Origin of the sequence: Xenorhabdus griffiniae, assembly GCF_037265215.1 — a bacterium.
Taxonomy (GTDB): domain Bacteria; phylum Pseudomonadota; class Gammaproteobacteria; order Enterobacterales; family Enterobacteriaceae; genus Xenorhabdus; species Xenorhabdus griffiniae.
Window position 1 is genome coordinate 827,288 of sequence record NZ_CP147737.1, and the last position, 21,474, is coordinate 848,761.

Sequence of the window (21,474 nt, forward strand, 5' to 3'; positions counted from 1 at the left end):
GATTTCACTTGTTAGATTAGCGAATCAACATTGAAAAATTGAGGTTTACTTATGCGAAAGAACAGGGGAGTTTTGCCTCTGGCCACATTACTGGTAATTTCAGGCAGTTTCATTCTTTCAGGATGTAATGACAATAAAAATACCCAGCAAGGGGCTGCTGGCCAGCATGTTCCTGAAGTGGGTATCGTAACGCTGAAAGCAGAACCTCTAACGGTCATCACAGAATTACCCGGCCGTACATCGGCTTATCGTGTTGCCGAGGTTCGTCCCCAAGTCGGCGGCATCATACTAAAACGTAATTATAAAGAAGGAAGTGATGTGGTTGCTGGTGAGTCGTTATACCAAATAGATCCCGCAACTTATCGAGCAGAATACAGTAAAGCCAAAGCAAGCTTAGTCAGAGCGCAAGCCAATGAGAATGTTTCCCGCTTAACCGTTGAACGTTATCAATCCTTGCTAGGCACACAATACGTGAGTAAGCAGGAATTTGATAAAGCAAATTCAGAATACGCTCAAGCAAAAGCAGATGTTCAGTCCTCTCAGGCTGCGTTGGAAAATGCCAGAATCAACTTGGCATATACCAAAGTAACCTCCCCTATTTCTGGGCGTGCGGGTAAGTCCACCGTCACAGAAGGAGCACTGGTTTCTGCCGGTCAGCCAACAGCTCTGACACTTGTTCAGCAGTTAGATCCTATTTATGTTGATATCACGCAATCAAGTGATGACTATCTGCGATTCAAAAATGAAATTGCAAAAGGAACCGTTCAAAAAGAGAGCAAGAAAACCAAAATCCGCCTAATCACTGACACCGGACAAGAATACAGTCAAGAAGGTTACCTTGAGTTTTCTGACGTAACGGTTGACGAAACAACAGGCTCCATCACTATGCGTGCCGTGTTCCCAAACCCGAATGAAGAATTACTGCCAGGTATGTTTGTGCGCACCAAGCTAGAAGAAGGTGTGCGCAAAAATGCGATCTTGGTTCCTCAGCAAGCTGTTACCAGAACACCTCGTGGTCAAGCAACCGCACTAATTGTAGATAGAGACGGCAAAGTAGAATTGCGCAATATCAACGCTACTCAGGCAATTGGTAATAAGTGGTTGGTGACAGACGGTCTGAAAGCTGGTGATAGAGTAATCGTCACAGGATTGCAGAAAATAGCGCCGGGAATAACGGTCAAGCCAACGGAAACAGATTTGAATGCTAATCCTACGGCTAATCAAGCTGAGTCTGCAAAAAAGCCTCAATAAGGAGTCGGTGATTCATGCCTAAGTTTTTTATCGAACGGCCAATTTTTGCATGGGTAATTGCGATTATCACTATGCTATCTGGCTTGCTGGCAATCATGAAATTACCCGTGGAGCAATATCCCGCTATTGCACCACCTGCGATTTCCATTTCAGCAGTTTATCCAGGAGCGGATGCGACAACAGTGCAAAACACGGTAACACAGGTTATCGAACAAAACATGAACGGTATCGATAATCTCGTGTACATGTCTTCCAGCAGCGATTCTGCCGGACACATGAATATCATGCTGACCTTTGAAGCAGGTACCGATCCAGATATCGCACAAGTTCAGGTGCAAAATAAACTGCAATTGGCAATGCCGCTATTGCCTCAAGAAGTTCAGCAACAAGGTGTTAGTGTTGATAAAACCACCAGTTCATTTTTGATGGTAGCAGGTTTCATCTCTCAAGATGGTTCCATGACCCAAGATGATATCGCTGATTATATCGGGGGCAGCGTCAAAGATAACTTGAGCCGTGTTACGGGTGTGGGTGAAACAATGCTCTTCGGTACGCAGTATGCCATGCGTATCTGGCTCAACCCTGACAAATTGCTCAACTATAAAATCACTACTCAGGATGTTATCAGTGCAATTAAGGCGCAGAATAATCAGGTCGCAGCGGGGCAATTAGGAGGAACACCGCCAGTTCCAGGTCAGCGTTTAAATGCTTCGATCATCGCGCAAACGCGACTGAATTCGGCAGAAGAATTTGGCAAGATTTTGCTGCGCATGAATCCCAATGGATCACAAATTCGCTTGCATGATGTCGCTACTATCCAATTAGGTGCGGAAAATTACAGTATCATTGGTCGCTTCAATGGCAAACCGGCAGCAGGAATTGGTATCAAATTGGCAACTGATGCCAACGCCTTAAATACTTCCAAAGCCGTTAAAGAAGCACTGGCTGAGATGAAACCTTTCTTCCCGCATGGGTTAACTGTTGTCTACCCCTATGACACCACACCATTCGTTAAAATATCTATTTTCGAAGTGGTGAAAACATTGACAGAAGCTATTCTGTTAGTGTTTATCGTCATGTATTTGTTCCTGCAAAACTTCCGAGCTACTTTTATCCCAACGATTGCGGTTCCGGTTGTACTGCTTGGTACATTTGCCATTCTTGCTGCGTTTGGTTATTCCATCAATACATTGACCATGTTCGCGATGGTACTTGCCATAGGTCTGCTCGTGGATGATGCCATTGTTGTAGTGGAAAACGTCGAACGAATTATGCAGGAAGAGGGGCTATCACCGAAAGAAGCCACCAAAAAATCAATGGGGCAGATCCAAGGCGCTCTGGTCGGTATCGCACTGGTGCTTTCCGCTGTATTTGTACCAATGGCATTCTTCGGCGGCTCAACAGGCGCAATTTACCGCCAATTCTCAATCACGATCGTTTCAGCAATGATATTGTCGGTGCTGGTGGCATTAATCCTGACTCCAGCATTGTGTGCAACGATGCTCAAGCCTGTTGCCAAAGGCGTCCATGGAACTCACACCGGATTCTTTGGTTGGTTTAACAATCTGTTTGAAAAGAGCACGCATCATTATACTGATAGTATCGGCCGGATGTTACGTGGTACAGGGCGTTACTTGGTGATTTATGTCATGTTGATCGCTGGTATGGCCTGGATATTTAAAAATCTGCCATCCTCTTTCTTGCCAGAAGAAGACCAGGGGGTTTTACTGGCAATGGTCCAATTACCACCTGGCTCAACTCAGGAACAGACACAAAAAGTATTGAATGAGATCAATGACTATTTCTATACCAAAGAAAAAGATGTTGTTAAATCTGTATTTACAGTTAACGGCTTTGGTTTTAGTGGTCAAGGGCAAAATACTGGCCTGGCATTTATCAGCTTAAAAGATTGGGAACTACGCAAGGATTCGAAAGATAAGGTTCCGGCCATTGTTGCTCGAGCGAATGCGAATTTTGCTCAAATCAAGGAAGGTCTCGTCTTTGCGTTCAATATCCCTTCAATTGTGGAACTTGGCTCTGCCAGCGGATTTGACTTCCAATTGATTGATAAAGGGAATCTGGGGCATACAGCACTGACAGAAGCACGTAATCAATTGCTTGGTATGGTTGCACAACACCCAGAAATGCTGACGAGTGTTCGTCCCAATGGGCAAAATGACACACAACAATATCGCGTTTATATCGATAAGGAAAAAGCAGAAGCCTTGGCTGTATCCACAACAAATATCAACTCAACCCTGAGCACGATGTTTGGCGGTGTTTACGTCAATGACTTTATCGACCGCGGTCGAGTCAAAAAAGTCTATATTCAAGCTGATGCCCCTTACCGCATGTTACCAAGCGATATCAGCAAGTTGTATGTTCGTAACTATCATGGGGAAATGGTGCCGTTTTCTGCATTCATAGATGCATCGAAAGAACCTTGGATTTATGGTTCACCACGTCTAGAACGCTACAACGGTCTTCCTTCTATGGAAATTGTGGGCGAAGCAGCACCTGGTCAAAGTACCGGTGACGCCATGGCTCTTATGGAGCAACTGGCATCACAATTACCGCCAGGAATTGGTTATGACTGGACCGGAATGTCTTATCAAGAACGTCTATCCGGTAATCAGGCTCCTGCTCTGTATGCGCTGTCATTGATTGTTGTATTCCTTTGTCTGGCAGCATTATATGAAAGCTGGTCTGTTCCGTTCTCAGTCATGCTAGTCGTCCCTCTGGGGGTTATCGGTGCATTACTGGCAACATCAATACGTGGACTGGACAACGACGTTTACTTTAAGGTGGGCTTATTGACGACCATCGGGTTGTCTGCGAAAAACGCCATCCTTATCGTCGAGTTCGCCAAGGATTTGATAGAAAAAGAAGGCAAAGGATTAATAGAAGCAACGCTTGAAGCAGCCAGAATGCGCTTACGCCCAATTCTGATGACTTCTCTAGCCTTCATGCTTGGTGTTATGCCTCTGGTATTGAGCAATGGTGCCGGTTCAGGTGCACAAAATGCTGTAGGAACGGGAGTATTGGGAGGAATGATCGCAGCTACATCGTTAGCAATTTATTTCGTCCCTGTATTTTTCGTTGTCATTAAGCGGCGGTTTACGAAAAAAAATGAGGAGCTTGAACACATTTCACCCCCTCACTAAGTTCAGCTATGTTAAAAAGGCCACTGATGTGGCCTTTTTAACGGGTAGAAACGCCTTCAAACAGCAAATTACAAGATGACAATATCTGCGTTAAAATTCATTCATAGTCTAATTAAAATAAATACTTATACGCATTAAACTTCAAGTTACAATTTACAACACGATATGAAACCCGATTTCTCCCCGCTTAGCGGGGAGAAATCACACGCATCTTGAAGTTAGATGGGTATATGAATAAAAAAGTCGGTTTAAAAGACACCATCTCCTGTTTTTTATAATAAATAGAAGATAAGTTGGTAACTTTCCTTGTTTTTCTCTTGATTACACCTTTAATGGTAAAAAGTGTTCCATCTCGATGGTGACATATGTAATAATGACGCTATATTGATTTTGAAAGTCTCAATACAATCGCCTATAATGATTGCTGCTATTGCTTGCCAGAAATGGGGCTTAGCCGGAATTTAGTGTTCTTGTCATAACTAAACGTAAATGAGCTATTGTTAAAAAACTAGTTGGCAGACAGGTAAAATAGAGTATTAACATTAATAAATAATAATCATGTTTTGATAGGCTCTATTCTAAAAGAATGACTATAATAATTAGCATGTATAAGCTTTAGTTCAAATAAGCTGTGAGTCGTTTACGGGGGTGATTATGGATGAATATTCACCAAGAAGATATGATATTGCTGAATTAAAATACTTATGCGAAAATTTAATTCATGAGGCTTTTTCCGTCCTGAATCGCACTGATAATCATTGGATTCACGACCTGACCTCTGAGAAAAGTTTAAAACTAAACGAATTGATTGAACACATTGCAGCTTTTGTTTGGAGCTTTAAAATTAAATACTCAGACAACCACGCGCTGAGCACCTTAATTGATGGCTATCTTGATGAAACATATAATTTGTTTGGAAGTGATAAGATAAGCTTTCTTGAGCTTACAAAATGGCAAAAAACAAACGAACACTTAACTAACGTTCTGTTACATGATTTGAACGCTTCTCTAAGTAAAATCTGATAAATATATTTCTAACTATTTTTCTATACCAAATAAGATAAGGCGATTATGACTAAAACTGACTATCTGATGCGTTTAAGAAAATGCACTTCTATTGAAACACTGGAACGCGTAATTGAAAAAAATAAATATGAGCTTTCGGAAGATGAACTTGAATTGTTCTACTCCGCAGCTGATCACCGTTTGGCTGAACTTACCATGAATAAACTCTATGATAAAATCCCATCATCTGTTTGGAAATTTGTCCGCTAAGCTGTAATGTTCAGATAGAAAGTGACTTGAGCCGGTAGCTATTATCGGCTGACAGTATAATCTTATGATGAACCTGGAATTGGTGAGGGCTCTGCCAGCTACATCCCGGCACACGCATCCCTTGCTATGGCTGCTTCTTTCCAGACCTGACCAAGTTAACAAGTTAGCATTGCGGGAGAACCAACAGAGCCCCCATTGATGTTAGCTTCAAATTCCGAAGCGGCGGCCATTATCTTCCAAACATTATGAAATAGCAAGGCAACTTCATTTGAATGCTGCTTTATTGCTCATGGCGTTGTAAAAAACATCAAAATTTTAATAAACTTACTTAACAGAATACCTTTAGCATTTTTTTCAAGCGATAATTCACAGTAGACGAACAGCAAGCAGGTGCAACAATAGATATATTTAATAACACTAATGAATCATCGCCACATAATTTCACAACTTCAACCTACGTTAAATAACAATTTCCCTACCCTTAGCATTTAAAATAAAAATAATTATATGCCAATCCAACTGCAAGTTGCAGCTTGTAAGTCAATGTGATTGTTTATCTCTCCCCGTGTAACGGGGGAGAGATAAGACGCAACTTGAAGTTTAATGTGCATACAAATAAAAAGATAAACCTACAAAACAATACATTCGCATTATTTGATAAACATTGATGAAATTAACAGTGATAATTCACATCTAAAATAAAAACTCATGGATAATTTTATTTACAACTTAATCCATTTATTTTCAAATAAATAAAAACTTATTATCCATAATCTTTCATTTATACCAATCTAACTTCAAGATGCGTGTGATTTTTCCCCACGAAGCGCGGGAGACATCAAGTTTCATATCGTGTTGTAAATTGCAACTTGAAGTTTAATGCGTATATATTTTTCAAATGCTTAAGAGTAAAGGCACGTTATGAGTCAAGCATTACAAAACTTAATTAACTTGATACATTTAGAAAAAATAGAAGAAGGTATTTACCGAGGACAAAGTGAAGACTTAGGATTTCCTCAAGTTTTCGGTGGTCAAGTCATAGGCCAGGCGCTATATGCAGCAAAACAAACCGTTGCGGATGATAGAATGATCCACTCCTTTCATAGCTATTTTCTACGTCCAGGTGATAGCCATAAGCCCATCATTTACGATATTGAAGTATTGCGTGATGGAAAAAGTTTCAGTGCCCGCCGCGTCAGCGCAATACAAAATGGTCATCCTATCTTCTACATGACCGCGTCCTTTCAAGGACATGAAGAAAGTTTTGAACACCAAAATACTATGCCCCTGGTCCCTTCTCCCGAAGAGTTAGATTCCCAAGACGAAATTGTAAAAAAAATGGCTAGCTCACTCCCGGCAAAATTTAAAAAAGTTTTTTCCACGCCCCCCTTGGAGATGAAATTCGTTCCTCTTCAGAACCTACCTAATCATTCATCCCCAGTCCCTGTACGTTATGTTTGGTTCCGTAGCAACGGAAAAATGCCAGAAGAGCCCGTCATTCATCATTGTTTGCTGGGTTATGCGTCCGATTTCAATTTCTTACCCACGGCACTACAACCCCATGGCGTAAAGTTCATGGCGGCAAATATGCAAATAGCCACGATTGATCATTCAATGTGGTATCACCGTCCTTTCAATATGGATGACTGGTTACTCTATTCAATCGAAAGCCCATCAGCATCAGGAGCGCGTGGTTTTGTCCGTGGGCATATCTATAACCGTGCAGGCGTGCTTATTGCTTCTGCGGTTCAGGAGGGCGTAATCCGTAAGTTATGATGAATTCGTATGCCGTAGTCAACTTTTCTGTTATTACGGCATACCTATTTGCAAATAGAGAAAAGTGCTCAGTTATAAGCACTTTCACCATGGGAAGTAATATCAAGTCCTTCTCTTTCTGACTCAAGATTAATCCGTAGCCCAACCAACTTATCAGCGATCTTAAATGAAATATAAGCCGCTATTGATGACCAAACTATACAGACCAATATACTAATTGCCTGAATACCGAGCTGTCTTAGCACTGTCATTCCTTCAGCAAATCCTGTTCCACCTAAAGCGGATGCAGTAAAAACACTAGTCAACAAACAACCAACAATGCCGCATACTCCATGTACCCCAAACACATCACAAACATCATCAATACGTAGCCATTTCTTCAGTATGACGACTCCCCATAAGCCAGCAATACCTGCAATCAATCCCATCACCAATGCACCACCGATACCCACTGTTGCAGCAGCAGGCGTAATGACCACCAAACCCGAAATACACCCGGAACATGCTCCTAAAAGCGAAGGTTTCTGACGAAATAGCCACTCACAGAAAACCCATGACAACACGGCTCCCGCCGTTGCTGCCATCGTATTCACTAGGGCCAGCGCCGAAATAGCATTTACTTCACCAGCGGATCCCACATTAAAACCAAACCATCCAATATAAAGGATCGCTGTTCCAATAAAAGTCATTGGCAGGTTATGAGGTTTAAATGCTTCCCGCCCAAAGCCTGAGCGCTTCCCAAGTAAGTAAGCACCAACCAAGCCTGCTGCTGCCGCATTAATATGAACAACAGTCCCGCCAGCAAAATCCAAGGCTCCATCCTGAGCAAGCCAGCCGCCACCCCATACCATGTGCGCCATAGGGATATAAGATGCTGTCAGCCATAACACACTAAAAATCAGCAATGCAGAAAAACGAATTCTTTCACATAACGCGCCTACCACCAAAGCAACAGTAATACACGCAAATGCACCTTGGAAAACAACATGAATTAACTGATAAAAACTACCAGTTAGATCAGTTATGGATATATTTTTTAACATAACCTGACTAAAGCCACCCCAAAAAGAGTTGCCCGTCTCAAAGGTCATACTGTATCCATAAATAATCCAAAGCACACAAACCAATGAAAAACTGACAATCACCTGTGACATTAGTGACAACACATTTTTGCTGCGTAGTAATCCCCCATAAAATAGGGCAATGCCAGGTATTGTCATAAAAAGTACAAGTATCGTATTGATTAGCATAAATACCGTGTCTGCTTTATTGGGATTACTTTCCGCAGCAATCGCAAACGAAGGAAAACTGGCTGCAATACACGCTATAGATAAAAATTTATTCTTCATTTTTCCTCCCTTATTTACAGTGCTGCATCATTCGTTTCACCCGTTCTGATCCGGACGGCATGTTGCAATTCAAAGAGAAAGATTTTTCCATCCCCCATTTTTCCGGTGAAAGCCGTCTGCTGAACAACATGGATAATTTCTTCAACTCGTTCATCATTGGTAGCAATATCAATCTTAACTTTAGGCAAAAAATTAACGTTGTATTCAGCCCCCCGATAAAGTTCGGAATGACCTTTTTGACGTCCAAATCCCTTTACTTCTGTTATAGTCATACCTTGTATACCTATATCAGCAAGTGCTTCCCGCACTTCCTCCAGCTTAAATGGCTTTATGATGATGGTGATAAGTTTCATATTTCCCCCGTTTTTCACTACGCTAGTACAAGGGAATATGTGCAAGGGATATGCCAAAAGTTAAAAAGGATGTTTAATCAGCTTGTTATCGAAAAACATCTTTAAAGAAGGAATAAAAAAGGGAACAGAAAATACATCTGCTCCCTATACGCAGCCTAAATATGCACGCTAAACGTGCACTGATTCATTCAACGTCTCGCCAACTTGCTGGAGTTGGTACATTTGGTAATAGCGTCCACGCTTTTCCAATAGCTGTTGATGCTGACCTTGCTCCACAATTGCACCACGATGCAGCACTAATATAGAATCAGCCTCGGTAATGGTTGAAAGCCGATGAGCAATTACCACCAATGTCGTCTGTTTGCGGATCATTCTCAGCGCTTTCTGTACTGATTGTTCTGTCCCAGAGTCAATATTCGCGGTTGCTTCATCCAAAATAAGGATCTGTGGCGTTTGCACTAAAACTCTAGCCATTGCTAACAGCTGTTTTTGGCCGGCTGAAAGTGTATTCCCTTGTTCTCCCAAAACGAAATTCAAACCATCGGGCAAATGACGAACAAAGTCAGCTAATTGAACTAATTCCAACACTTCCCATATTTTCTCTTCACTGATATCTCGACCTAACGTGATATTGTTGAAGAATGAAGCGGCCAAAACAACAGGATCTTGCTGCACCATTGCCACTCCATTACGCAGCACTGAGTGAGAAAGCGAAGATATGGAACGCCTGTCAAGATAGATCTCACCGTCTTGCCACGGATAGTATCCCATAATCAAATTAGCTAAAGTGCTTTTTCCGCTTCCTGTATGCCCAACTAAGGCCACAAACCCATGTGGAGGAACATGCAAGTTAATATCGCTTAAGACAATTTTGTCATCGCGATATGCAAAATTTAAGTTTTCAATATCAATTCTGCCACTTTCTAACGCCCGCAAATCATTGCCATATTGCTGTTGTGGACTATCCATCAATTCGAAAACACGTTCTCCTGAAACCACTGCTTGCTGCAATACCGATTGTTGTGAAGTTAACTCAATCAGTGGCTCATTTAATCGCCCAAGATAGTTAATAAAGGCATACAGTACACCAACGCCAATAACCTCAGTGCCTTTGATACCAAACAATAAGAGCAAACCACACAATATAGCAGCAGAAAAGAAACTCAATAATGGCCTTAATAAGATACCATCTAACCGTAAAGCCTGCATACGAGCCTGATAATGTGCTCGATTGGTAGCCAACATTTTCTCGCCAAAACGAGCTTGCTGGCGGAACTGCTGAATCACACTCATTCCATTAATGGTTTCATTGAAACCATCATTAATGTCAGCCAGATAACCGCGAACTCGCCTAATTATTGGGGTACTCAGGCGCTGGTAAATCATCATGACAAGAAAAACTGCCGGAAATATTACGATCGCAACACATGCCATACGCCAATTTAAAACAAACATAGCTATCAGCATGGCGCCAATTAGTGCAGCACAGCGAAATACCATTGGAATCACATTAACAAACAGATCCTTAATGACTTCAGTATCATTTGTTACGCGGGATATCAGTTGTCCAACGGGTTGATTATCAAAAGCGCTTAATGGTTGACGTAATGCTGAATCCATCACATCAGTACGAAGCTTCTGCACCACACCCACAGATGCCTGATTAAAAAGTAATGTTTGATAGTAGTGTAAAACAGCAGCAATAAACTGCAAAATCAAGAAGATGGCAGCAAGCCCACCGACAATATCGAGCGGTAAATTTCCTGTTGCCACCATATTGTCGATAAAATAGCTTACAAGCAGGGGGCCGCTTACCTCTGCCAATGCAGCAATCCACAACATCAATACAGCAATGAGCATCGGTTTGCGGTAGTTTTTGCCGTAAGAAAGCAAGCGCTTTAATGACGGCCATAGCTTACCTGTATGAGTTTTAGTCATTTTCTCCACCCAATGCAGCTTCTAGTTGTTGGTAATGATACATATCGGAATACCAACCTGATTGGGTGATAAGCTGTTTATGCTGGCCATGTTGTATAACTGAGCCATGTTGCATAACCAAAATATTATCGGCTTCCGTTAATGCCGACAGCCGATGCGCACTGATAATAACAGTGCGCTGTTGCCGCCATTGGCTAAGATTTTTCATAATCTGGTGTTCCGTATGACCATCAACGGCTGATAAGGCATCATCAAGGATTAAAATCTCCGTCTCTAGCAACAAAGCCCTGGCTATGGATATACGCTGTTTTTGCCCCCCAGAAAGCATCACACCGCGTTCTCCAACTTCTGTTTGATAACCCTGAGGCAATCGCAAAATATCATCATGTACACTTGCTAAACGAGCGACTTCTTCTATTTGCTCTTGAGTTGCATCGGGTCGCCCCAACGCAATATTACCGGCAACCGTATCCGAAAACAGAAAAGGAGTTTGGTTGACAATAGCCAATCGTGAACGCCACTCTTCCATTCGAAGCACAGAGATATTTGTTGACTGGAAAAGAATAGCTCCATCGGTTACATCAAACTGCCGTTGCAACAAAGCCAATAAAGTGCTCTTCCCTGCCCCCGTTGATCCGCAAAGTCCCAATAACTGACCAGGCTCTAGTTGGAAATGGATATTTTCCAAAACAGGTTTATCGCTTTTGGGATAGGTAAATACGTTGATATTTGCCTGCAAACGCCCCCGCTCTGAAGACAAAGACAACACACCATCTTCGGTTACCAGTGGTTCCTGCAACAAACTGCGGATACGTGTATAAGCAGCACTTCCTCTCTCAACAATGTTGAACATCCATGCCAATGCCAACATAGGCCAGATCATCAATCCCAGATACATGACAAAACTGGTCAGTTCACCAAGTGTCATAGAACCATTCACCACCATCCAACTCCCTCCGCCGACCGCTAAGAGGTTTGCAACAGTAATAGCAATGAAAATGGTAGGGTCAAAACGCGCATCTACACGCGCAACATGCATATTCTTACGCCCAGCTTCAATAGCAACTTCTTCGAACTGATTAGATTGCAGTTTTTCCAATCCAAACGCTTTTATCATGCGGATACTCGTCAAACTTTCCTGCGCATGGTTATTCAGTACAGAGAATGCGCCTTGCGCAGATTTAAAACGATGATGAAGCTGATCACCATAATGCTTAATCGCCAAGGCCATAATGGGCATCGGCGCGAGGGATAACAAAGTTAATTGCCAACTTATCTCCACGCTCATGACAATTAGGACAGAACATCCCATGACTAAAGCATCAACCAAAGTAAGGACTCCCTCACCTGCGGCAAAAACAACTCTGTCAACATCATTTGTTGCGCGCGCCATGAGATCGCCTGTTCTATGACGCAAATAAAATTCAGGATTCTGACTACTCAGACGCTTGTAGAAGTCACCACGCAGCTTAATCGCTAGCCGATAGGAAGCACCGAATAACCATACACGCCAAACATATCGCAGACCATAGATAACCAAGGCAATGAACAGCATGAACCCCAGCAACATGAAGAGCTGACGGAAGGTCATTGTCTTTGTGCTAATGCCATCAACGATAATCCCAACTAAGTGGGGAGGAATGAGTTGCAGCACCGCAATCAAAACGAGAAAAATGACAGCCCCCAGATAACGCCGCCATTCACGAATAAAATACCAGCTTAATTGTGAAAATAATCTCACACACCTATTCCCAAGGTAAAAATGAAAGAGTTAGCACCTACCGACCAAAGGGATCTTTATGATGTTACTGAATCAGGTATTGGCAGCGCCGTTGTATATTTGATCTTTTCCATGGCAAAGTTAGAAGTCACATCAATCAAACCAGAAACCCCATTTACCATACGCTTGTAGAAATGATCATAACTCTTCATATCAACAACTTCTATATGCATCAGGTAATCATATTCACCCGCCATGCGATAAAAAGTTAAGACTTCTGGCATCTCTTTTATAAAGCTGACAAACTGTTCATACCATTCACTGCTATGTTGCTGGGTTTTAATCATCACGATCACTGTCAAACCCAGACCGAGTTTCTCCCCATTTAACAAGGCAACCCTGCCAACAATATAACCTTCATCTTCAAGTCGTTTAAGGCGCTTCCAGCAAGGTGTCGACGTCAAATTAACGGCTTCAGCCAGTGCGTTCAAGGATAGACTACAATCCTGTTGGAGCAGCTCCAGTAGCTTACGGTCTATTTTATCTAACATATCTAAATCCTATAGAAATATTTCCCCAATATAACGGATAATTACAGAAAAATAACAACCTATTTCTCCGCATGTAAGAGTAATCTATATACCACTACGGTATTATTATTTAGGGTCAATTTATGTCGTCTTTATGGGCTAAAAATGCCATAAAAGCTATCCAGGCTGATTATCAACGCAGTGCTGATACACATCTCATTCGTCTTAACCTCCCAATGTTTCCAGATATTCATCTTTATCTCAAAGATGAGAGCACTCATCCCACTGGTAGCCTCAAACATCGACTTGCACGTTCCCTATTCCTGTATGCACTCACGAATGGTTGGATCCAGGAAGGAACACCTATCATTGAAGCTTCATCTGGAAGTACCGCTGTTTCGGAAGCTTATTTTGCCCGCTTACTTGGTTTACCATTTATTGCGGTTATGCCTTTCTGTACTGCTAAACGCAAAATTCAAGAGATTGAGTTCTATGGTGGTAAATGCCATTTTGTAGAGCATTCCGCCTTGATTTATCAAGAATCAGAGCGCCTGGCAAAAGAGCTTAATGGCCATTACATGGATCAGTTTACCTATGCCGAACGAGCAACTGACTGGCGAGGAAACAATAATATTGCAGAAAGTATTTTCCGCCAGATGCAACTAGAGCCTTTTCCTGAACCAACTTACATCGTTATGAGTGCAGGAACGGGTGGTACATCTGCGACACTTGGTCGTTATATCCGCTACCAAGGATATGACACTAAACTCATTGTTGTCGATCCAGAGAACTCCGTCTTCTACGATTGCTACCACCAGAACCGCCATGATATTTGCGGAGGCACGGGCAGCAAAATAGAAGGAATTGGCCGCCCACGCGCAGAACCTTCTTTTATTCCTACGGTTATCGATGACATGATCCAAGTTCCCGATCTTGCCACAATAGCTACCATTTATTGGCTTGAAAAACTCATTGGCAGAAAAACGGGAGCATCAACAGGAACTAACGTCTGGGGAGCTTTGCAACTCGCCAGGCAAATGCACGATAACAACCAACAAGGTGCAATTGTGACATTACTCTGTGATAGTGGGGAGCGCTACCTTGATACTTATTACAACCCAGAATGGGTTCGCAATAATATCGGTGATATCACACAGTATCTAACACAACTACCCAAGTTAAATGGTTATGAGTAACATACCTCCTTCAATTTATTGAGGTAGATATCATGAAACGAGCCGTTGTTGTATTCAGTGGTGGACAGGATTCCACCACTTGTTTAATTCAGGCACTCCACCAATATGACGAAGTTCACTGTGTCACCTTTGATTATGGACAGCGTCATCGTGCTGAAATTGATGTAGCTTGTCGTATAAGCAAAGAATTGGGCGTTGCTGCTCACAAAGTGCTTGATGTGACTTTATTAAACGAGCTCGCAATCAGTAGCCTGACAAGAGACAATATTCCCGTACCCGATTTCTGTGAAAGTGAAAAAAGTGGCCTCCCAAATACTTTTGTGCCTGGCCGTAACATATTGTTTTTAACTCTGGCGGCAATTTATGCTTATCAGGTTAAAGCTGAAGCCGTTATTACTGGCGTTTGTGAAACAGATTTTTCGGGCTATCCAGATTGCCGTGATGAATTTGTCAAAGCACTCAATAAAGCCGTCAGCCTTGGAATCGCTCGCGATATTCGTTTCGAAACGCCGCTAATGTGGTTAAACAAGGCGGAAACTTGGGCATTGGCAGATTATTATCAAAAATTAGATTTTGTTCGCAATAGAACCCTTACGTGCTACAACGGTATCCAAGGTGACGGATGCGGTGAATGCGCAGCCTGCCACCTCAGAGCTAAAGGATTAAATTATTATTTAAGCAATACCCAAGCCACGATGTTAGATATGAAATCCAAAACACATCTCAGTTAATCAAAACATTTTGTCTCATTAATATTATCCATGAGAGGTTCCACGAGCCTCTCATTCCACATTTTTGTCTTATCGTTATTGGGCATCATTTTTATAAGCTTCCATTCTTTCTCGTAATTCGCCTTCTAAAACTAACGCTTTTTGTGTTTTCAAATCAATACAAGCAAATGTAGTTAAAGCATCTGCAATGATTTGATTATCACTCCTGCGTATAATTTCCTGAAAAAATGTACCGCTTTTATTACGTAACTCTCGCATCGAAGATTTCACTTCCAGCTCATCTGTAATCACGGCTGGATGGCGATAATTAATGTTGATATTCACCACAACAAAACCAATATTCTTACGATTTAACCATCCCAATGTGTCATCTTCAGTAAGTAAATCCCAGCGAGCGGCTTCCATAAACTCCAAATAACGCGCATTATTCACATGCTGGAAAAGATCAATATGGTAACCCCTGACTTTGATAATTGTGCTCATTGCTATTTTTTCCTTACACTCATCCGACCAGATAGAATATAACAATAGCAAAACAATTTAATTACAATAGTGTTTAATCAATTATTCTTGATCGATATCACAGCCCTCTTGATTAAATGACTGGCAATACACAAGAGGGCATAACACTTAGTAAGTCAATTTATCCCGATTTTTCTCTATAAAAATTGGACCAATACCTTGTACTTCCTGTAATTGTTCTATTGCTGTAAAAGGGCCATATTTTTCACGATACTCAATAATCGCCTGTGCTTTTTTAGCGCCAATCCCATTAAGTTCTTTCGCCAACTCTTCAGCATTTGCAGTATTAATATTAACCCCTTCCTTTCCCTGTTTTTGCTGGCCTGCAACTTGTTCTCCCCCCTCTTTCACCTTACTCTCTTCAACAGTGGTTTTAACAGGTTGTTTCACTATCTTATCAGTAGACTCATTAACGGTAGCGGCATGAGTTAATGGTATGCTGATACACAATGCCATCATGAGTGAATGAAATAATATCCTTAAATTTTTCATGTAAATCTCTCCATGTTTTGTTGGTGAAAGAAAGATTGCCACAACGATATTTTCAGGCAACAGGCAAAGTTTAGATATGCGAAAGGCCACGAAAGTGGCCTTTTTCAATTACTATTTTGCAAAAACAGATGCGAGTAACTTCGCAATTTTATTCAAGTTGGCCGAATTTAATATCCGCATCATCACGTAAATTCATTATTAGTGACTCCAGCATGATATTACCGGTCTGATACTGGTAACCCGCCATATATTGTTTGAGCAGATCCTCGGTAACGGATCCAGGAACAACTTTATCCAATTGGATAAGCACAGCGTTACCAAGTTCATCTTGAGCTAATCCATATACTGGCTTACCCGCTTTAGGATGAGGTAAAGTGAATGCCACATCGGTAGCCTGATTAGTTTGTGGCAGATGTTTTATCACAGTAGGTTGCTCGAACTGAATTCCCGCGGCTTTCAATGCTTGCTCACCTTTGCCTTCTTTCAGGGCAGTCAGTAGTTTTTCACTTTCAATCTGAAGTTGTTTTTCTGCTTTCTGGCGTTTCACCAATTCAGTCACTTCAGGTTTAGCCTGTTCAAATGGCTGGACTGTCTCAGGCTTAACATTGTCAACACGCAGAATAAAAGCTCTATCGCCTTCAACTGAAATGACATCAGAGTTAATTCCTGTCGCGCCTTTATCATCAATCAAATTGCCAGAGAAAATAGCCTGAACAACTTGGTTGAAATTAATATCAGTGGGAACGTGATCGCGATCAAACCAGTCGGTAGTCACAGCTTGATAACCTGCCGCTTTTTCTGCTGCTGCCAAAGACTCATTATCATTAGCTGCGGCATCACTCACTTTCCGCTGTAATGCATAGAAAGCATCAACCGCTTTTTCTTGCTTAACAATTTTTTCTATTTCCGAACGCACATCCGCCAGCGGTTTGACTTCTTGAGGCTTAATATCATCTAAACGGAAAATGGCATATCCATTAGACAATTTAACCACATTGGAAAGTTGCCCTTTCTGGATCAAATTCGCTGATTTAAGCTCAATCGGCAGAGAATTTTCTTCCATCCATCCCAAATCTCCCCCTTTTTGTGCAGAAAATTTGTCCGTCGATTTTTCTGATGCCAATTGACTAAAATCAGCCCCTTTTTTTAACTCATCCAAAACCGATTTAGCGACAGACTCTGAATCCAGTTGAATAAAACTATACTTCTTCTGCTCAGGTTTAGTGTATTTCACCAAGTTACTTTTATAATATTTTTCAATATCAGCATCAGATACAGTGACATCTTTCAGTTCATTGGTAGCATCCATTTTGATATAACTGACTTTCACTTTTTCTGGCACAGTGAAATGCTGACTATTTGCGTCATAGTATTTTTTCAGCTCTTCATCAGTCACTGTTTGTTTCTCTTCAATTGACTTCAATTCAAGAGTCGCAAAACGCACGGTCCTTTCTTGCAGAAGTAAGGCTACTTCCTGTTTTATTTCTGGCGGTAACGCAATTTCCGCCCCGATAACAACTTGCTTCAATTGACGATTAATCAGTTCCTGACGAACCTGTTCCGCAAAATTTTCAGGGCTGATGTTTGAATGAGCAAGCCAGTTTAAATACTCCTGATATTTGTTGTTATCAAATTGGCCGTCAGTCTGGAGAAACGGTAGGTTACGTATTTCCTGTGCAACTTGATTGTCGCTCGCTGATAAACCCAGCTTACGGGCATATTGTTCAATCAAAGTGGCATTGATAAGTCTCTCCAATGATTGGCGCCGAAGCTGCTGTAGCATCTGTTCATCGCTTAACAAAGTTGAGAATTCATCTCCCAGCTTCTCCTGCTGAGCATTTTTTTCTTGCAAAAATGCCTGCTCTAGCTGAGCACGACTAATGGTTTGGCCATTCACTTTGGCAGCATAATTACCACTTTCGCTTGACAGGTAACCGGTTACCCCTGTCACCAGGAAAGTCAGGATAATTAGCGCCAATACAATTTTGAGCACAGGACCGTTCGCCGCCGTGCGTAGGTTGTCCATCATAAAGACGTAAAACTCCGCTTTAGTGAAAAAGAAACTGTCATATTACGACAATTCAAACGCTAAGAGAAAAAAAGCGCACCAATCAATTGATGCGCTTATATTCTAGCCTATCAACAAGCCCCAGTCAGTTGAAGTTTATTGCAATAACAAAAACCAGGGCCTGCTGTCTGCTCATTAGCCATTAACAGCGTCTTTTAACCCCTTCCCAGCTCGAAAAGCAGGTACTTTTGCTGCTGCGATCTTGATTTCCTTGCCTGTCTGAGGGTTGCGTCCTGTACGCGCAGCACGCTCACGTACAGTAAACGTACCAAACCCCACTAAAACGACATCATCACCGTTTTTCAATGCACCAGATACGGAAGAAATGAATGCATCTACTACACGTCCGGCTGCCGCCTTAGAGAGGTTGGCATCAGCAGCAATTTTGTCGATCAGTTGTGATTTATTCACTCTTATCATCCCCATTTTAGTATTACTCTTGTAACGGAAACCGATTTATAACAGATAACACGACAGTTATACCGTCATATCAATCCTTTTCCAGTATTAGCAAGAAATCATGGAACAGCAAAATTTTTAATCAGATAATTATACCAATCTAACTTCAAGATGCGTGTGATATCTCCCCGCGAAGCGGGGAGATATCAGGTTTCATATCGTGTTGTAAATTGCAGCTTTAAGTTTAATGCGTATAGACTAATCTAACTTAATGACACAAAAAAAGGCTGGCAAGCCTGAATGTACTCACCAACCTGAATTTTATACACAGTTTTTGAGTTAGCTCACTATTTTAGTGATACTACTTCTGCGCCAAATACGGGTTCCTGCAAAGCGATAGATAAAACATCTTCTATACGTTTAACGGGATGGATCTCCAGATCTTGGATCACATTCTGTGGGATCTCTTCTAGATCTCGCTTATTGTCATCTGGGATCAGAACCGTTTTAATTCCCCCACGATGTGCTGCCAACAGTTTCTCTTTCAAACCACCGATTGGCAGAACTAAACCACGCAGAGTAATTTCCCCTGTCATGGCTACGTCAGCACGAACTGGATTACCCGTCAGGCAAGAAACCAGCGCTGTGCACATTGCAATCCCCGCACTTGGGCCATCTTTTGGCGTTGCGCCTTCCGGTACATGAACATGAATATCACGTTTCTCATGGAAATCAGCGCTAATACCCAATTTATCAGCACGAGCACGAACAACGGTCAATGCCGCCTGGATGGATTCCTGCATCACTTCACCCAATGAACCGGTATAAGTCAATTTACCTTTACCTGGTACACTGGCTGTTTCAATCGTCAGCAAATCACCACCCACTTCTGTCCATGCCAGACCAGTTACCTGACCAACTCGATTTTCTGTATCAGCACGACCATAATCCACTTTCTGCACACCCAGATAATCTTTCAAGTTATCCGCATTAATTTCGATGTGCTTAAGTTTCTTATCCATCAGTAATGCTTTCACTGCCTTACGACACAATTTAGAGATTTCACGTTCCAAACTACGAACGCCAGCCTCACGAGTGTAGTAACGGATAATGCCAATAATTGCACCATCATCGATAGTCAATTCGTCTTTCTTCAGTGCATTACGCTCGATCTGTTTTGGCAGCAGATGACGTTTGGCAATATTCAATTTTTCATCTTCGGTATAGCCCGATAGACGAATAACCTCCATACGATCCAGCAATGGAGCAGGAATATTCATAGAATTAGATGTTGCCACGAACATCACATCGGAGAGATCGTAATCAACTTCAAGGTAATGATCGTTAAATGCTACGTTTTGTTCAGGATCAAGCACTTCTAACAATGCTGAAGCCGGATCACCACGCATGTCAGATGACATTTTGTCGATTTCATCCAGCAAGAACAGTGGATTTTTAACCCCTACCTTGGACATTTTCTGAATTAATTTGCCCGGCATTGAGCCAATATAGGTGCGACGATGTCCACGGATCTCCGCTTCATCACGTACTCCACCCAACGCCATACGCACATATTTACGCCCAGTTGCACGTGCGATAGAACGGCCCAATGAGGTTTTGCCCACACCAGGAGGTCCTACCAAACAAAGTATTGGCCCCTTAAGCTTGCTAACGCGGCTCTGTACCGCAAGATATTCAAGAATTCGCTCTTTGACACGCTCCAAACCATAATGGTCTGTATCCAGCACTTCCTGAGCTTTTATTAAATCTTTCTTTACCTTGCTACGGGAAACCCAAGGAACTTGCACCATCCAGTCAATGTAACTACGAACAACCGTTGCTTCAGCCGACATCGGAGACATCATTTTTAATTTCTGTAATTCAGCTTCGGCTTTTTCGCGAGCCTCTTTCGGCATTTTCGCGTCTTCGATCTTACGTTTCAGCGTTTCATATTCATCAGGTGCATCATCCATCTCACCCAATTCTTTCTGAATCGCTTTCATTTGCTCATTCAGGTAGTACTCGCGCTGGCTTTTTTCCATCTGTTTTTTAACGCGATTACGGATACGTTTTTCTACCTGTAACAGATCGATTTCTGATTCCATCATTGCTATCAGATATTCAATGCGTTCAACAACATTAGACATTTCTAAAACTGTCTGCTTATCGTTGATTTTCAAAGGCATATGTGCAGCGATGGTATCGGCTAATTTTGCTGCATCTTCAATACTGTGCAACGAGGTCAATACTTCTGGCGGGATCTTTTTATTCAGTTTGACGTAACCTTCAAACTGGTTAATAACCGTTCTTACCAGAACTTCTTGCTCACGTTCATCAACGTCAGGGGATTCAGAATATTCAACTTGTGCATAGAAATACTCACCATTATCCGTCAACGTGGTAATGCGAGCACGCTGCAAGCCTTCAACCAGAACTTTTACTGTGCCATCTGGCAATTTTAACATCTGTAAAATAGAAGCCACTGTACCTACGGAAAAAAGATCATTCACTCCCGGCTCATCAGTAGATGCTTCTTTTTGCGCGACCAACATGACTTGTTTGTCATGTTCCATTGCTGCTTCCAGGCAATGAATCGACTTCTCACGCCCAACAAACAGAGGGATCACCATATGTGGATAAACCACTACATCGCGCAAAGGCAATACAGGGATTTCTATGCGTTCAGAACGCTCAGGATTCATAGAGCTCT

Annotated in this window: 17 protein-coding genes and 1 other RNA gene; 7 read left to right on the plus strand and 11 right to left on the minus strand. The window is 42.0% G+C overall.

All coding sequences use genetic code 11. From position 1 onward, the window contains the following. Positions 1-51 precede the first annotated feature (51 nt). The 4 genes from WDV75_RS03655 to WDV75_RS03670 all read left to right on the plus strand — a co-directional run bounded on the left by WDV75_RS03655 (position 52) and on the right by WDV75_RS03670 (position 5,690). Positions 52-1,251, plus strand: coding sequence for an efflux RND transporter periplasmic adaptor subunit (locus tag WDV75_RS03655; protein ID WP_273558722.1), 1,200 nt, complete (start codon positions 52-54; stop codon positions 1,249-1,251). 14 nt (positions 1,252-1,265) lie between these two features. Next, entirely contained in the window at positions 1,266-4,415 is a 3,150-nt protein-coding gene (locus WDV75_RS03660) for an efflux RND transporter permease subunit (RefSeq protein WP_273558720.1), read from the plus strand. Between the two features lie 654 nt (positions 4,416-5,069). Next, positions 5,070-5,438, plus strand: a complete 369-nt coding sequence (tomB, locus tag WDV75_RS03665; RefSeq protein WP_189759792.1) for an Hha toxicity modulator TomB — start codon at positions 5,070-5,072, stop codon at positions 5,436-5,438. A gap of 48 nt (positions 5,439-5,486) precedes the next feature. Beyond that, positions 5,487-5,690, plus strand: a complete 204-nt coding sequence (locus WDV75_RS03670; protein ID WP_047766794.1) for an HHA domain-containing protein — start codon at positions 5,487-5,489, stop codon at positions 5,688-5,690. 89 nt (positions 5,691-5,779) lie between these two features. Here WDV75_RS03670 and ffs read toward each other — a convergent pair. Further along, positions 5,780-5,876: signal recognition particle sRNA small type (ffs, locus tag WDV75_RS03675), an RNA gene on the minus strand. A 735-nt stretch (positions 5,877-6,611) separates the two neighbouring features. On the opposite strand from ffs, the gene tesB reads away from it, so the two are divergent. Then, positions 6,612-7,466, plus strand: a complete 855-nt coding sequence (gene tesB, locus WDV75_RS03680) for an acyl-CoA thioesterase II (RefSeq protein WP_273558719.1) — start codon at positions 6,612-6,614, stop codon at positions 7,464-7,466. A gap of 68 nt (positions 7,467-7,534) precedes the next feature. On the opposite strand, the gene amtB is transcribed toward tesB, so the two are convergent. The 5 genes from amtB to WDV75_RS03705 form a co-directional block, all read right to left on the minus strand. Continuing rightward, the gene (gene amtB, locus WDV75_RS03685) at positions 7,535-8,815 is read right to left on the minus strand and encodes an ammonium transporter AmtB (protein WP_273558718.1); all 1,281 of its coding nucleotides are present in this window, start codon (positions 8,813-8,815) and stop codon (positions 7,535-7,537) included. Between the two features lie 14 nt (positions 8,816-8,829). Next, on the minus strand, positions 8,830-9,168 hold the full coding sequence (gene glnK / locus WDV75_RS03690; protein ID WP_047766799.1) for a P-II family nitrogen regulator: 339 nt from the start codon (positions 9,166-9,168) through the stop codon (positions 8,830-8,832). A 168-nt stretch (positions 9,169-9,336) separates the two neighbouring features. Continuing rightward, a complete protein-coding gene (locus tag WDV75_RS03695) occupies positions 9,337-11,106 on the minus strand; it encodes a SmdB family multidrug efflux ABC transporter permease/ATP-binding protein (RefSeq protein WP_273558717.1) in 1,770 nt (589 codons plus the stop codon). Next, on the minus strand, positions 11,099-12,847 hold the full coding sequence (locus tag WDV75_RS03700; protein WP_273558716.1) for a SmdA family multidrug ABC transporter permease/ATP-binding protein: 1,749 nt from the start codon (positions 12,845-12,847) through the stop codon (positions 11,099-11,101). The genes WDV75_RS03695 and WDV75_RS03700 overlap by 8 nt, the downstream gene beginning before the upstream one ends. 56 nt (positions 12,848-12,903) lie before the next feature. Further along, positions 12,904-13,377: an Lrp/AsnC family transcriptional regulator gene (locus WDV75_RS03705; RefSeq protein WP_189759797.1), complete on the minus strand. Its 474-nt coding sequence runs from the start codon at positions 13,375-13,377 to the stop codon at positions 12,904-12,906. A 122-nt stretch (positions 13,378-13,499) separates the two neighbouring features. Here WDV75_RS03705 and WDV75_RS03710 point away from each other — a divergent pair, with 122 nt between their 5' ends. Both WDV75_RS03710 and queC read left to right on the plus strand, forming a co-directional pair. Continuing rightward, a complete protein-coding gene (locus WDV75_RS03710; protein ID WP_273558714.1) occupies positions 13,500-14,552 on the plus strand; it encodes a PLP-dependent cysteine synthase family protein in 1,053 nt (350 codons plus the stop codon). A 32-nt stretch (positions 14,553-14,584) separates the two neighbouring features. Continuing rightward, positions 14,585-15,283: a 7-cyano-7-deazaguanine synthase QueC gene (gene queC, locus WDV75_RS03715; RefSeq protein WP_273558712.1), complete on the plus strand. Its 699-nt coding sequence runs from the start codon at positions 14,585-14,587 to the stop codon at positions 15,281-15,283. A 75-nt stretch (positions 15,284-15,358) separates the two neighbouring features. Here the strand turns inward: queC and WDV75_RS03720 are convergent, their stop codons facing one another. The 5 genes from WDV75_RS03720 to lon form a co-directional block, all read right to left on the minus strand. After that, positions 15,359-15,766 (minus strand): acyl-CoA thioesterase, encoded by a 408-nt coding sequence (locus WDV75_RS03720; RefSeq protein WP_189759800.1) that lies wholly within the window; start codon positions 15,764-15,766, stop codon positions 15,359-15,361. A gap of 147 nt (positions 15,767-15,913) precedes the next feature. After that, positions 15,914-16,297, minus strand: a complete 384-nt coding sequence (locus WDV75_RS03725; protein ID WP_273558709.1) for a ComEA family DNA-binding protein — start codon at positions 16,295-16,297, stop codon at positions 15,914-15,916. A gap of 148 nt (positions 16,298-16,445) precedes the next feature. After that, entirely contained in the window at positions 16,446-18,326 is a 1,881-nt protein-coding gene (ppiD, locus tag WDV75_RS03730) for a peptidylprolyl isomerase (RefSeq protein WP_273558707.1), read from the minus strand. Between the two features lie 174 nt (positions 18,327-18,500). After that, positions 18,501-18,785 (minus strand): nucleoid-associated protein HU-beta, encoded by a 285-nt coding sequence (gene hupB, locus WDV75_RS03735; protein ID WP_222941544.1) that lies wholly within the window; start codon positions 18,783-18,785, stop codon positions 18,501-18,503. Positions 18,786-19,111: 326 nt separating this feature from the next. Further along, positions 19,112-21,466: an endopeptidase La gene (gene lon, locus WDV75_RS03740; protein WP_273558705.1), complete on the minus strand. Its 2,355-nt coding sequence runs from the start codon at positions 21,464-21,466 to the stop codon at positions 19,112-19,114. Positions 21,467-21,474 lie beyond the last annotated feature (8 nt).